The 13,315-nt window shown below is 59.5% G+C and carries 14 protein-coding genes; 6 read left to right on the top strand and 8 right to left on the bottom strand.

Features of this window, described 5'->3' with window-relative positions:
• Entirely contained in the window at positions 1-423 is a 423-nt protein-coding gene (gene msrB, locus I6J28_RS07440) for a peptide-methionine (R)-S-oxide reductase MsrB (RefSeq protein ID WP_005325013.1), read from the top strand.
• Between the two features lie 113 nt (positions 424-536).
• On the opposite strand, the gene hemQ is transcribed toward msrB, so the two are convergent.
• Positions 537-1,238 carry a hydrogen peroxide-dependent heme synthase gene (hemQ, locus tag I6J28_RS07435; RefSeq protein ID WP_204608795.1) on the bottom strand — a complete coding sequence of 234 codons (702 nt, stop codon included), beginning with the start codon at positions 1,236-1,238 and terminating at the stop codon, positions 537-539.
• Between the two features lie 146 nt (positions 1,239-1,384).
• Here hemQ and I6J28_RS07430 point away from each other — a divergent pair, with 146 nt between their 5' ends.
• Positions 1,385-2,044, top strand: coding sequence for a DUF3000 domain-containing protein (locus tag I6J28_RS07430; protein ID WP_005325015.1), 660 nt, complete (start codon positions 1,385-1,387; stop codon positions 2,042-2,044).
• A 1-nt stretch (position 2,045) separates the two neighbouring features.
• Positions 2,046-3,290, top strand: a complete 1,245-nt coding sequence (locus tag I6J28_RS07425) for an HRDC domain-containing protein (RefSeq protein ID WP_204608793.1) — start codon at positions 2,046-2,048, stop codon at positions 3,288-3,290.
• A 20-nt stretch (positions 3,291-3,310) separates the two neighbouring features.
• Here the strand turns inward: I6J28_RS07425 and dxs are convergent, their stop codons facing one another.
• The 5 genes from dxs to dut form a co-directional block, all read right to left on the bottom strand.
• Positions 3,311-5,236 carry a 1-deoxy-D-xylulose-5-phosphate synthase gene (gene dxs, locus I6J28_RS07420; protein WP_204608783.1) on the bottom strand — a complete coding sequence of 642 codons (1,926 nt, stop codon included), beginning with the start codon at positions 5,234-5,236 and terminating at the stop codon, positions 3,311-3,313.
• Positions 5,237-5,374: 138 nt separating this feature from the next.
• The gene (locus I6J28_RS07415; RefSeq protein WP_204608781.1) at positions 5,375-6,598 is read right to left on the bottom strand and encodes a class I SAM-dependent RNA methyltransferase; all 1,224 of its coding nucleotides are present in this window, start codon (positions 6,596-6,598) and stop codon (positions 5,375-5,377) included.
• Positions 6,591-7,313 (bottom strand): DUF3159 domain-containing protein, encoded by a 723-nt coding sequence (locus I6J28_RS07410; protein ID WP_204608779.1) that lies wholly within the window; start codon positions 7,311-7,313, stop codon positions 6,591-6,593. Before I6J28_RS07410 ends, I6J28_RS07415 begins: the two co-directional genes overlap by 8 nt.
• A gap of 17 nt (positions 7,314-7,330) precedes the next feature.
• The gene (locus tag I6J28_RS07405) at positions 7,331-8,278 is read right to left on the bottom strand and encodes a DUF3710 domain-containing protein (protein ID WP_204608777.1); all 948 of its coding nucleotides are present in this window, start codon (positions 8,276-8,278) and stop codon (positions 7,331-7,333) included.
• A 48-nt stretch (positions 8,279-8,326) separates the two neighbouring features.
• Entirely contained in the window at positions 8,327-8,800 is a 474-nt protein-coding gene (dut, locus tag I6J28_RS07400) for a dUTP diphosphatase (RefSeq protein ID WP_204608775.1), read from the bottom strand.
• 64 nt (positions 8,801-8,864) lie between these two features.
• Here dut and I6J28_RS07395 point away from each other — a divergent pair, with 64 nt between their 5' ends.
• Positions 8,865-9,401, top strand: a complete 537-nt coding sequence (locus tag I6J28_RS07395; RefSeq protein ID WP_370658399.1) for a DUF3093 domain-containing protein — start codon at positions 8,865-8,867, stop codon at positions 9,399-9,401.
• Between the two features lie 110 nt (positions 9,402-9,511).
• Here the strand turns inward: I6J28_RS07395 and I6J28_RS07390 are convergent, their stop codons facing one another.
• Both I6J28_RS07390 and I6J28_RS07385 read right to left on the bottom strand, forming a co-directional pair.
• Complete coding sequence (locus I6J28_RS07390; RefSeq protein WP_204608773.1) at positions 9,512-9,802, bottom strand: DUF4193 domain-containing protein; 291 nt, start codon at positions 9,800-9,802, stop codon at positions 9,512-9,514.
• Between the two features lie 112 nt (positions 9,803-9,914).
• A complete protein-coding gene (locus tag I6J28_RS07385; protein WP_204608770.1) occupies positions 9,915-10,802 on the bottom strand; it encodes an inositol monophosphatase family protein in 888 nt (295 codons plus the stop codon).
• Between I6J28_RS07385 and ppgK the strand changes: the two genes are divergently transcribed.
• Both ppgK and I6J28_RS07375 read left to right on the top strand, forming a co-directional pair.
• Positions 10,801-11,559, top strand: coding sequence for a polyphosphate--glucose phosphotransferase (ppgK, locus tag I6J28_RS07380; RefSeq protein WP_204608767.1), 759 nt, complete (start codon positions 10,801-10,803; stop codon positions 11,557-11,559). The genes I6J28_RS07385 and ppgK overlap by 2 nt on opposite strands.
• Before the next feature lie 134 nt (positions 11,560-11,693).
• Entirely contained in the window at positions 11,694-13,232 is a 1,539-nt protein-coding gene (locus I6J28_RS07375) for an RNA polymerase sigma factor (protein ID WP_204608765.1), read from the top strand.
• The last annotated feature ends 83 nt before the right edge of the window (positions 13,233-13,315 follow it).

Below are 13,315 nucleotides of genomic sequence, written 5' to 3'. Positions count from 1 at the left end.
ATGACCGATTTCAAGCTCATTGCCGATACCGAATGGCGCCAGCGCTTAAGCCCTGAGGAATACTACGTCCTGCGCGAAGCCGGCACCGAGCCGCCCCACGTAGGCGAGTACACCAATACCACCACCGAGGGGGTCTATTCTTGCCGCGCGTGTGGAACCGAGCTTTTCCGCTCTACGGAAAAGTTTGAGTCCCACTGCGGCTGGCCTTCCTTCTTCTCCCCACTCGCAGGGGACAAAATCATTGAGCGCGAAGACAATTCGCTAGGCATGCGTCGCGTAGAGGTACTGTGCGCCAACTGCGAATCTCACCTGGGGCACGTCTTTGAGGGCGAGGGCTACGATACCCCCACCGACTTGCGCTATTGCATCAACTCCATCTGCCTGGACTTGGAGGAAAAGCCGGTAGAAGATGGCACCGCCTAAGGGGGCATGCACAAGAAAGCGCGCCCCGTCAGCAGCCTAACGTGCAGGCTAGTGACGGGGCGCGGCTAAGGGGGGACGTCGCCAAGCAGGGCTACTGCTGGGCGGCGTTACTTTTAGGGCAGAACTGCGATGAGCTCTGCTACGTCCTTGACGCGGCGGCCGGTGTGGAAAGGAATCTCCTCGCGCACGTGGTGGCGGGCCTCGGTGTAGCGCATCAAGTACATCAGGTCGACGATGCGGTGGAGCTCATCCGCCTCGAAGGCCAAAATCCACTCGTAGTCACCCAGGGCAAAGGCTGGGACGGTATTTGCGCGCACATCGGGGTAGTCGCGCGCCTGCATGCCGTGCTCCATAAGGATGCGGCGGCGCTTTTCATCATCCATGGTGTACCAGTCATAAGAGCGCACGAAGGGGTACACCGAGATCCACTCCTTGGGCTCCTCACCCATGATGAAGGAGGGCAGGTGGGACTTATTGAACTCTGCTGGACGGTGCAAGGCATTGCCCACCCAGGTCACTTCGCTTACCTGGCCCAGGGTGGTCTCGCGGCGGAAGTCCCCGAAGACCTTTTGCAGGTCAGAGAATTCCTCGGCGTGCCACCAGATCATGAAGTCGGCGGAATCGCGCATAGCCGTGAGGTCGTAAATGCCGCGCACGGTTACCTTTCCGGCTTTTTCCACGCCGGCAAAGAACTCCTGCGCTTGGGCGATGATCTCCGCTCGCTCGGTGCCGAGCGCGCCCGGAATCACCTTAAAAACTGCGTGCTGGGAATATTGCTGAACCGCGTTGAGTTCCTTGTAATCAAGCTTCGCCATTGCGTTCTCCTTTGCAGAAGCCTTTGGGTTAACGAACACATCCATCATAAGTTGGATATGAAACCTTGTCACTTCTCGACCATAAGGAGGACGACACGCCTCCGCATCGGCGCGCCTCCCCCAGCTAGAGGACGCGAAACTATAGCTTGAACGTCGTGAGCAATTCCGAATCGACCACCCCACGCAGCGCCGAGGCCTCCGCCCCCACCCCTTTGCACGGGCAGGCGGAAAGCCACGAGCCAGCTACCCCCGCCGCTTTCACCCAAGCAGTGGAGTCCATGCACGCGGCCGACCTGCGCCCTGAGATAACCCTAGGCTCCATTCGCCCACCGCAACGCCTTGCGCCGTTTAGCCACGCAATCGGCCTCGAAGTGGGAAACGAAGACAACCCAGATATCGTGCCCACCGATGCAGAGGGCGACGCCTTTGGTCGCCTCATCCTGCTCCACGATCCGGGCGCTGAGGAAGCTTGGGAGGGCGCCATGCGCCTTGTGGCCTATATCCAGGCGGATATGGACGACGCCGTAGCCGGCGATCCACTCTTGCCCGATGTGGCGTGGCAATGGCTCAACGAAGGCTTAGAAAAGGAGGGTGCCGGCCACACCAATTTGGGCGGCACCGTCACTTCCACCGCGTCCGTGCGGTTTGGCGAGATTGGCGGCCCACCGCGCGCCTACCAGATCGAAATGCGCGCTTCGTGGACTGCCGAAGGCCTCGACCTCGCACCCCACGTGCAGGCTTTTGCCCAGGTATTGGCCAACGTTGCCGGACTACCCCCTGAGGGCGTCACCGAGCTCGGCCGCTGATATGCCAGAATTGCGCAGCCGGCCGCTCGAGGGCATCCCGCCGGTTCTTGCCACCCCGGAGGAATTCACCGCTGCCGCAGCCCGCCTAGCCGCGGGTACGGGCCCCTTTGCCATCGATACCGAGCGCGCCTCCGGCTATCGCTACGATGATCGCGCCTTCGTAGTGCAAATTCGCCGCCGCGGCGCGGGCACGATGCTTTTTGCCCCTGAAGGCCACCGCGAGGAGCTCACGGCCGCCCTTGCCCCAGTGCTCAACGGCACGGAGTGGATTATTCACGCCGCCCATTCGGATTTGCCTTGTCTCGGGTGGCTCGGTCTTTTTCCTGGCTCCATCTTTGACACGGAACTGGCGGCGCGGCTCGCGGGATTTGAACGGCCCAATCTGGGCACTATGGTCGCAGAGCTTTTTGACGTCGAATTGGAAAAGGGCTACGGCGACGCCGACTGGTCCGCCCCGCAGCTCAGCGAGGAACTCAAGGCATACGCCGCGCTCGATGTGGAACTGCTCCTCGAGCTAGCCGAAGCCCTGCGCGACATTCTGGCAGAACAAGACAAGATGGACTGGGCTTTAGAGGAATTTTCCGCCATAGTCCAAGAACATTCCGGAGACTTCGCTCCCCAGCCGCACACGTGGCGCGATCTGAAGGGCATCTCCAGTTTGCGCAGCGGCAGTCAGCTCGCTGCTGCTCGAGCGCTGTGGTTTAAGCGCGACGCTATCGCTCGGCGCACGGACACTGCGCCCGGCCGGGTATTAGCGAATAAAACGCTGGTAGAAATTGCGCGCGCCCTTCCCACCACCGCCGGCGATCTTGCCCGAGTCAAGGGATTTCCTCGCCGTCGCAAGGGCGCGACCGCCCAGTGGATGGCTGTGCTTAACCAGGCGCGCGCCGTTCTCCCGCAGCAGCGGCCTCGCGTCCATCGCGCCCCACAACCGATTCCTTCCAAAACCATCTGGGCCAAGGACTACCCGGACCTATGGGAGATATACCAAACTATCCGCGCGGACATCGCCGATCTCGCTGCTGAACTCGGTATGCCTTCCGAGCTTCTTATCCGCCCTGCCGCTGTGCGTGCAGCGGTATGGGCGAAGGTAGGTGTGCGCGCCAATAAGCGCCACCGCGGACCTGATTCTGTCGCCGGCGCCATCCGGCAGCCTGGCGACGTCGCTGCCTTCCTGCGCGCGGAGGGCGCGCGCGAATGGCAAATAGAAATGACCGCCCCGATTATCGTGGACGGTCTTTTCTAGGAATATTTAGTGGGCTAGGTTTAGTTCTCTTCTCCTCGCGCGTTGGCATCAGCGGTGAGGTTTTCTAGCCACTCGCTTATCGACGCCGCCATAAGCTCCGGCGTTAGCCCGAACTCTTCCAAAACCTCGCCGCGGGAGCCGTGCTTAGGGAAGTAACCCGGAACGCCGAGTCGGCGCACAGGAGTATCGACCTCGGCTGCGCTGAGGGCCTCCGAAATCATGGAGCCAATACCGCCGCGTACAAGGCCGTCTTCTGCCGTAACCACCAAGTCGTGGTCAGCGGCGAGAGCCACCACAGAGCTTGCCACCGGCGCTACCCAACGCGGGTCAACAACGGTAACGTTCACGCCCTGCTCGCCCAGCAGCTTCGCAGCCTCGATGCTGCGCGCGGACATGGCACCGATGGACACGATGAGTACCTCAGGGGTGTCCTCGCCGGCATCGGCTTCGCCATAGTGCAGGATGTCTACGCCATCTCCCAACGTATCCACCGCTTCCATATCTGGCAGCAGGTTGCCCTTAGGGAAGCGGACCACGGACGGGCCAGATTCGATCTCTAAAGACTCGCGGAAGAGCTCCCGCAGGCGCGCGCCATCGCGCGGGGCGGCGATATGCATTCCCGGCACAATGCTCATGAGCGCCATATCCCACACACCATTGTGCGAAGCGCCATCGGAACCGGTAACTCCGGAGCGGTCAAGCACAATGGTTACCGGCAGCTTTAGCAGCGCAATATCCATAATGACCTGATCCACGGCGCGATTTAAGAAGGTGGAATATACCGCCACTACGGGGTGCATTCCGCCAAGCGCCAAACCAGAGGCAGAGGTCATTGCATGCTGCTCAGCAATTCCCACATCAAAGAACCGCTCTGGGAAGCGCTCTTGGAAGGGAGCGAGCCCAGTAGGACCGGCCATGGCAGCAGTAATGGCCACGATGTCATCGCGCTTTTCGGCAGCGGCTAACAGCTCCTCTGAAAAGGCAGCCGTCCAACCAGGCTGCTTGGTGCCTTTAGCCACGCCGGTGACCGGATCGATAGCACCGGTGGAGTGCATCTGGTCCTTCGGCTCATTGACGGCCGGGGCAAATCCGTGGCCCTTTTCGGTAACCACGTGCACAATGATGGGCCCGTCATAATCGCGGGCATAAGTCAGGGCATGCACCAAGCTATCGATATTGTGGCCATTGATGGGGCCGATGTACTTCATTCCCAGTTCCGGGAACATCTCGGTAGGCAAGACGGTGGACTTGACGCCTTCTTTCATGGCATGCAAGGCATCAAAGGCACGCTCGCCTACCCACCCCATTTGCTTCAGGCGGCGCTTGCCCTGTTCCATGAGCTCGTCATAACCGTGCTGGGAGCGGATGCGGCCAAGATTTTCAGAGATGCCACCGATGGTGGGCGAATAGCTACGGCCGTTGTCATTGACCACGATGACCGCATTGCGGCCCTTGTCTTCAGAGATATTGTTTAACGCCTCCCAGCACATGCCGCCGGTGAGGGCGCCATCGCCGACAACACCGATGACATTGTGGTGGCCGTCGCCGCGAATCTTGAAGGCCTTAGACAAGCCATCAACCGTAGACAGCGACGCCGAAGCGTGGGAGGACTCGGTCCAGTCGTGCTCGGACTCGCCGCGGTCCGTATACCCCGAAAGGCCATCCTTTTGCCGCAAGGTATCGAATTGATCCGTGCGCCCAGTCAACATCTTATGCACATAGGACTGGTGCGAAGTGTCAAAAATAATGGGCTCACGCGGAGAATCAAATACACGGTGCAACGCAATGGTCAATTCCACCACGCCCAAGTTAGGCCCCAGATGTCCGCCCGTGACGGAGACCTTGTCAATGAGGCGCTGCCGAATCTCTGCCGCCAGCTCCTCAAGCTTGTCTGCAGACAATGCCTTGAGGTCCTGCGGTGAGTTAATGGTATCCAAGATAGTCATGGAGCGGCCTTCAACTCCTTCTGTGCTTAGTTCTTCTTTTCTACCGTACCCGCGGCGGGCGGTGAATATTATATCGGTCAATGTTCCGAGAACAGCGCGGCAACGTTCAACACCCCGCCTCGGAGGCATAAAGGCTCATTAGGCAGGGGTAATGAGCGCAATCGTTTCAAAGTGGTGCGTTCCGGGGAACGCGTTAATGAGTGCCATCTTTTCTATTCCGTATCCGTGCTGGTTCCAATATCCCAAGTCGCGCGCGAAGGTGGCGGGGTCACATCCCACGTGAACGACCGCCTGGGGTGCAGCGGCCGCCACGGAACGAATCACGTCCTCCCCTGCTCCGGTGCGCGGCGGATCAAGGACTACAGCGCCTGGCTTGGGAAGCTGGGCGGCGACTTGCTCGACCTTCGCGGACTTTACTTCCACATCGCAGTCCGCAAGGGCGGCCTGTTCCCCGGCCGTAGCCGCCGGTGAATAGTCCACGGAGATAACCTTGCCCTGCACGGCATGGGCCAATGCTGGAACGAATAGGCCAACGCCACCGTAGAGATCCCAGGCGGTGTGCTCTTGGTACTCGCGGCCCCCGAGCCACTCCGCTATCAGATCGGTATACGCAGCCGGTGCGTGGCTGTGGGCTTGCCAGAAGGCGGTAGCAGGAAAGCTAAAGGTCCGCCCGTCGACATGCTCGTGCACCTTGCCGCTGCCTTCTACCACCTCACGGATGGTCTCCACGCGGCGCCCGCGCGGGGCCTTGCGGGTTTCTACCACGTGGCGGTTGCCCTCGCCATCGAGAACGGCGATGACCTCGGCGCCTGGGGTAAACCTGCGCGCGCCCTCTCCAACGAGCCCCTCTGCCAATCCCGGAGCCAGCTGCGTACAGGCAGCGCCCGTAATAAGCTCATTGGACCGACGTTGACGAGTTCCGGCGCGCCCTTGCTTGTCGACGCCCCACCTCACCCGCGTGCGCCATCCCCGAACCGGCTCTAGGGTGTGCTGCTCAATGTTCAGTTCCTCGCCGGTGACAATGCCGGTGCGGCGCAGCTGCTCCGACAAGATCTCTGCCTTGATTCCGGTTTCGGCCGCGGAATCCAGCTCGGCGAAATCACAGCAGCCTGCTCCTTGCGCGGCCGCAGGACAAGACGATGGAACGCGCAACGCCCCAGGGCTTAGTACGCTTTCCAGCTCTGCCTTAATGAACGACTTCTTTACACGGTCGGCCGTAGTTTTGACGACGTCGCCGGGAAAAGCGCGAGGAACGAATACCACTCGCCCATCCGGCGCCTGGCCAATTCCTTCCCCGCCGTGCGCCATGCGGTCAATGGTGACCTCAAGACTATCGCCACGGCTCATCGTTAATTCAGTCATTTTCTGCCTCAGACTTTTGTTCTCGTTCTGCGTTAGTGTGCTCACCTGTGCCCGCCGCTGCGTCAACGGCTGCATCCGCGCGGCGCACCATCCACACGGTCAGCGCCGTAACTAGAAGCGTCAATGGCCACCCCATCAAGATTCGGGTCACCCCTAAGGCAGTGGTTGCATCCGCATCATAAATGGCGCGCTGAATAACAAAGCGGGCCAGGAAGATGACCGCCCACCCGCCGGTAGCGATGGCATAAGCCCGGCGCGCCTGAGCAACCTTTTGCCACTGCATTTCCTCGCCGTTAATTCCTTTCCAGATGACGCCCACAGCGGGCCACCGGAAGAGGATTGATAGTACCGCGGCAATGCACAGTGCCAACGACATCCAGATGCCGTACAAGAAATACCCTTTGGCATCACCCGTAAACCAGGCGATGGCAGCGCAAAGAGCCACTCCCAGCAAACCCGATATGGCCGGCTGCAGGGTCTCTTTCCGGATTACCCTCCAGAGTGCAATAACAACGGCCACGCCGAGCGCCGCTGCCAAGGCTGGGCCCAGCCCAAAGAAGTTATTGACTGGAATCAGCACAATGACTGGCAAGGTGGCCGACACGAGCCCTGACAAGCCTCCCATCTGCTCCAGCAGCGTGGGTTCGGCAGCAGACTCCTCAGAGTCCAGGTTCTTAGCGTCCGGGGAAGGGTGCGGCGAGGAAGAATGTGTCACGTGGTTTACTGCTTTGCCTAGTTCTTGGAATTAGGTGCAGAGCCCTCATCGGGATTCTGCGGGGACGATCCATTCTCACCCTGTTGTGGGGTACCGCCCAAATCGCGCAGGTGTTGCTCCGCCTCTGCTTCTGCCGCAGGGTCGGGGCCGCCCACGCCGTTTTCTGGGTGGTCTTGAGCATTAGCGGCTGCCTGCTGTTCTTGCTGGCGCTGGTCCATGGCCTGCTTGACCTGCTCTACCAGCTGCTCAGGCATGATGACCGGCAAGGCATTTCCCGCCAGTATGGGGTCTTCCCCGCGGTAGACGAAGGTACGGGCAGCAACCTCGCGGGCCATGTCTGCGAGGTCTGCTTCCATACCGGCCGGCGCGGCCAAGGTCATGCGCAGCATCCAGCGCGGACCGTCTGCACCGATGACGCGAATCTGACCGTTGTCGTTCTTGCCCACGACCTCAGCACCCCAAGGGCCTGGCTCGGTAGTAACGGTAAGACCGTCGCGGCTCATGCCCTCCTTGATTTCCTCCACAGATTCTGCCCACTGGCCTGGCTTACGTGGGGCGGCAAAGGCTACGGGAGTAATTCGGCCTACCTTGGTCACTATGTGCAGCATTCGTGGGCCTTGTTCGCCCATTTCCACCTGTACCTGGGATTCCTTTGGCAGTGGGATGCGCAGGGACCCCAGATCTAATACGCCAATGGAAAAGTCGCTGAAATCAAAGGTCTCGATATCGACAGAGTCTCCATCAAAGGGGCCGGTCTGGCCATTGATGGCATCATGTGCAAATTCGCGGGGTTCATTGCCAGAAGCCGCCGCGGCATCTGCTGCGGTGTCGCCTACTGGAGCATAGGTCTCCTGCGCCTCTGCATCCGCGGACGTGGGGTCCGCCGGCTTTTCGCTTTGTGCTGCAGGCTTTTCCTGAGCCTTCTCTTCTTCGTCTTTCTTCTTGCCAAAGGGCCAGATTCCCATGGGTGCTACGTCCTTTCTAAAAGTCTCGTTGAGTCTCTACTGCTTTAACTACACACCGGTAGAGCCATAGCCGCCGGCTCCGCGGACGGTGTCATCCAACTCTTCAACCTCAGCAAACCCCACCAGCTCTACGCGCTGGACCACGAGCTGAGCGATGCGCATTCCGCGTTCGATCTCAATGGGAGCGTGCCGGTCGTGGTTGATGAGGCAGACCTTGATCTCCCCGCGGTAATCGGCATCCACCGTGCCCGGGGTATTGACAACGGAAAGCCCTTGCTTGGCGGCTAGTCCGGAGCGCGGGTGAATTAAACCAACCGTTCCTAGTGGCAGCGCAATGGCAATCCCGGTGCCGACGAGGGCGCGCTCGCCGGGTTGCAGGGTAAGAGATTCTGCTGCATAGAGGTCCGCACCGGCGTCACCACGGTGGGCGCGGTGCGGCAGTGGAAGCTCCTTATCCAGGCGCTTGACTTTAATGTCCCCAAAGGGGCTTTCTGATTGAGAATGCGGAATCGAGTCAGTCACCTGGCCAATCCTACCTGCCTTGGGAGGTTCATTCTGCGGCGCGTGTGGACTAGACTGACTAAACGTGTCTGATACATCTGCTACTTCCGCAACTCCGGCACCGTCAAGCGCCGCTTCGGCACAGGGCACGGTGGACTCTCAAGTGCTCTACCGCGAACGCCAGTGGGTCCCTTGGTACTTTTGGCTATTCGCCGCCGCCATCGTGGCACTTACTTCCGCTACTGCCGGCCTTAACCGCTCCATGTGGTGGACCATTATTCCCGCGATCCTCCTTGGCGCTATCGCAGTGTGGGTACTTATTACCTGGTCCAATACAGTCATCAAGGTAGAGCGTGACCCGGATGGAACGCGTTGGCTCACGGTCAAAGATGCCCAGTTGCCCAACGACGTCGTGTCGCGGTCTATCACCGTTCCCAAATCTGCGCGGCGCAATGCGCTGGGTCCACAATTCGATCCCGCAGCGTTTTTGGTCTCCCACGCTTGGGTGGATGAGCACGCCATGATGGTGCTCAATGATCCAGAGGACGATACTCCTTATTGGCTCATCGCCTCGAAGGATCCGGAGGCTTTGCTCCACGCTTTCGTTCCGGAACAGCACTAATCTTTATTGACTTAGCACACCACAGAAAATGTGGTGGCTTCTACAACAACCCCCGCACTCGGCAGGTGAAAAGTTGCCGAGTGCGGGGTTCGTTTCTGCTGTGTATTCCTCTAGGCGCAATCCTTGCAGATTGGCTGGCCGTCCTCTTCGTGGGAGTAACGCTTATTGGACTGCACTAGGAAACACGAACCGCAAGTAAACTCATTTTCCTGACGTGGAACTACCTCAACATTAAGCTCCTCGCCCGTGAGGTCTACTGATGGCGGCTGGAATGCTTCGACGATTTCTCCGTCATCGTCCATGCCGTTGCTATCGCTCTCAGCGGCTTTGAGTCCTTCTAGGGAGTCAGTTTCGAGTTCATCTTCCGCGCGCCGGCGCGGTGCGTCATAATCGGTGGCCATAATGCACGCCCCTAATGGTCAAGTTGCTTTAAGGAATGGGTATTTATCGATCGCGCATAGTAAAGCACAAATGGCTAGATGTCATCTCACCGCTCGCCGGCGTGGAAAACTATTACCCCCGCAGCGCGTCCGTGGCCCCGTGCGCTGCTAAAAGCTTTTCGAATGCGGGGGCCAAATCTGCCCCCGCGGCCCAGGTAAGTTCACCGTCAGCGGAGCCTTTATCAAAGCCTGGATGGCGCACCACTGCACCTGCCTCGCGGGCAATGATTGCCCCAGCAGCGAAGTCCCACGCGTTGATGCCGTGCTCAAAGTAGGCATCAACGGTTCCCTCTGCCACCCTGCATAGGTCGAGCGCGGCAGCGCCGATGCGGCGAATATCACGCACATTAGGCAGAAGCTTGGTAAGAAGCTCCGCTTGGGCCGCACGCCGGTCAGCTCCGTAACCAAAGCCGGTGGCAACCAAGGCCAACGCAGGATCTTGTGTCTGGCCACACCGCAGTGCGTGCTCAATTCCGTCTGGGCCGGTTACCGTGGCACCCTGGCCGGCTGCGGCAGCATAGGTGCGCCCGCGCGCCACGTTGACCACTGCGCCAGCTACGAGGTGCCCTTGGTACTCTGCACCGATGGATACGGCGTAGTCCGGCACCCCGTAGAGGAAATTCACGGTGCCGTCAATCGGATCGACAATCCAGGTAACCCCACTGGTCGATTCCACATTGGCGCCTTCTTCACCAAAAATGCCATCCCCGGGGCGCTGGGTGCGGATGGTGGTGGCAATGAACTCCTCTGTCGCGGTATCGACCTCCGTTACGGGATCCACGTCGCTGGACTTGGTGTGGGTATGCGCCGCGATGCCGTCACCGGCTACGAGTTCTGCACGCCGCGTAGTAACTAATTCCGCAGCGCGCGTGGCGGTACAAACGGCAAAATCCCGCAATTGAAGAGAATCGATCTGCTCAGTCATGCCAACTATTGTGCCTTCTTCTAGACTGTCGGGCATGACTACTCTTTCTGGCCATTCCTTTGGCATCGATATCGGAGGCTCCGGCATTAAAGGCGCTGAGGTGGACCTTGCCACCGGCGAATTCGTGGGTGAACGCATGAAGATCGCCACCCCACAGCCGTCTACGCCGCATGAAGTTGCCAAGGTAGTAGCCCAAATCGTGCAGGAAAAGCAGTGGGACGGCCCCGTTGGCATCACCCTGCCTTCCGTGGTTCGCAACCAGGAAGTCGAGACTGCGGCAAATATTTCCAAGGATTGGATTGGGGTCAACGCCACAGAGCTCTTCGCGGACTACCTGGATGCGGATTTTGCCGTGCTTAACGACGCCGACGCGGCGGGACTAGCCGAGGTTGCCTACGGAGAGGACATCGCCAAGCAGGGCTCCGTAATCTTCCTAACCTTGGGCACCGGTATCGGTTCGGCCTTCTTCCTAGACGGCCAGCTATTCCCTAATACCGAACTGGGACACCTCACGGTGGGCGATGACGAGGCTGAGAAAATTGCCTCCTCGGCCGTGAAGGAACGCGAGGGACTCAAGTACAAGCAGTGGACTAAACGGCTCAACAAGGTCCTCGCGGAATATGAAAAGCTCTTTAACCCGCAGGCCTTCCTCATCGGGGGTGGGATCTCCCGCAAGTTTGAAAAGTGGGGACCACACCTTGCTATTGAAACCCCCGTCATGCCTGCACAACTGCGCAATCGTGCAGGAATTGTCGGAGCTGCGATGGCGGCGGTAGAAGGTTTGAAACCATAATATTTACGCACTGCTGGTGACCCTATCCACCGGCAGCTTGGAAAGATCCTCTATACTGGGCGGTCGATCCTAAGTTAAATAGCTCTAGGGCGTGTCCGGCCTGCATAAGGCCACAACGCGCTAACATCACACTGATGCACGAGCGCCCGACCAAGGCGCACAGAGCTGTTTCAATCAAGAAGTTAGTCGAAAGGGCGTACGTGGCAGCCACTGAATCTTCAGACCAGGCACTCGGCGAGGGCGAAAACGCCGCTGAGGCATCTACTCCTGCAAAGAAGACCGCCAAGAAGACGGCAAAGAAAACCGCGAAAAAGACGGCTAAGAAGACGGCCAAAAAGACCGCTAAGAAAACAGCCAAGAAGACTGCGAAGAAGACCGCCAAAAAGTCGGCCAAGAAGACCACTAAGAAGTCTGCCAAAAAGGCCACTAAGAAGACGGTCCGCAAATCCGCGGCAAAGAAGCAGGAATCCCCAGCCGAGTCCGAAAAGCAGGCACAGCCGGAAGCAGAAGAGGAGCTCGAGGAGGACGAGCACGACGAAGACGTCGACTTCGATCCCACCAATGCGGACATCGAAGACGATGATGACTTCGACGCTGGCGAAGACCTCGAGGACGATGACCTCGAAGAGGATTTGGACGACGACGATGAGGAAGAAGAGGAAGACACCTCTTCCGTCTGGGACGAGGAAGAGTCCGCTGCGCTGCGTCAGGCACGCAAGGATGCGCAGTTAACCGCCTCTGCTGACTCCGTCCGCGCCTACCTCAAGCAGATCGGTAAGGTTGCCCTGCTCAACGCCGAGCAAGAGGTTTCCCTAGCTAAGCGCATCGAGGCCGGCCTGTACGCACAGCACCGCATGGATGAGATGGAAAAGGCCCGCGCCGAAGGCGATAAGGCCGCCAAGCTCTCCCCCATGGAAAAGCGCGACCTGCGCAGCATCGCCCGCGATGGCCGCAAGGCCAAGAACCACCTGCTGGAGGCCAACCTGCGTCTGGTGGTTTCCTTGGCCAAGCGCTACACCGGCCGTGGCATGGCTTTCTTGGACCTCATTCAGGAAGGCAACTTAGGTCTTATCCGCGCGGTGGAGAAGTTCGATTACACCAAGGGCTATAAGTTCTCCACCTACGCCACGTGGTGGATCCGCCAGGCCATTACCCGCGCCATGGCTGACCAGGCTCGTACCATCCGCATCCCGGTTCACATGGTGGAGGTCATCAACAAACTGGGCCGCATCCAGCGCGAGCTGCTGCAGGACTTGGGCCGCGAGCCTACCCCGCAGGAGCTGGCGAAGGAGATGGATATCACCGAGGAAAAGGTGCTCGAAATCCAGCAATATGCCCGTGAGCCTATTTCCTTGGACCAGACCATCGGTGACGAAGGCGATTCCCAGTTGGGTGACTTCATCGAGGACTCCGAAGCCGTCATTGCGGTCGACGCCGTATCTTTCACCTTGCTGCAGGATCAGCTCCAAGACGTGCTGACTACCCTGTCCGAGCGCGAAGCCGGCGTGGTTCGCCTCCGCTTTGGCTTGACCGACGGCATGCCGCGCACTTTAGACGAGATTGGCCAGGTCTACGGAGTTACCCGCGAGCGTATTCGCCAGATCGAGTCCAAGACGATGTCGAAGCTGCGCCACCCATCTCGTTCGCAGGTACTGCGCGACTACCTCGACTAAGAGGCCAAGCTTGCCAAGGCAAGCGACAAGACGCACACGCTTGCCGACGCCGCCCTCGCCTCCCCCGTTAGCTCTAAGGTGCG

Origin of the sequence: Corynebacterium tuberculostearicum, assembly GCF_016894265.1 — a bacterium.
Lineage (GTDB): Bacteria > Actinomycetota > Actinomycetes > Mycobacteriales > Mycobacteriaceae > Corynebacterium > Corynebacterium tuberculostearicum_D.
Note: the sequence above shows the minus strand (reverse complement) of the source record. Positions and strands in the feature narration are given on the sequence as shown.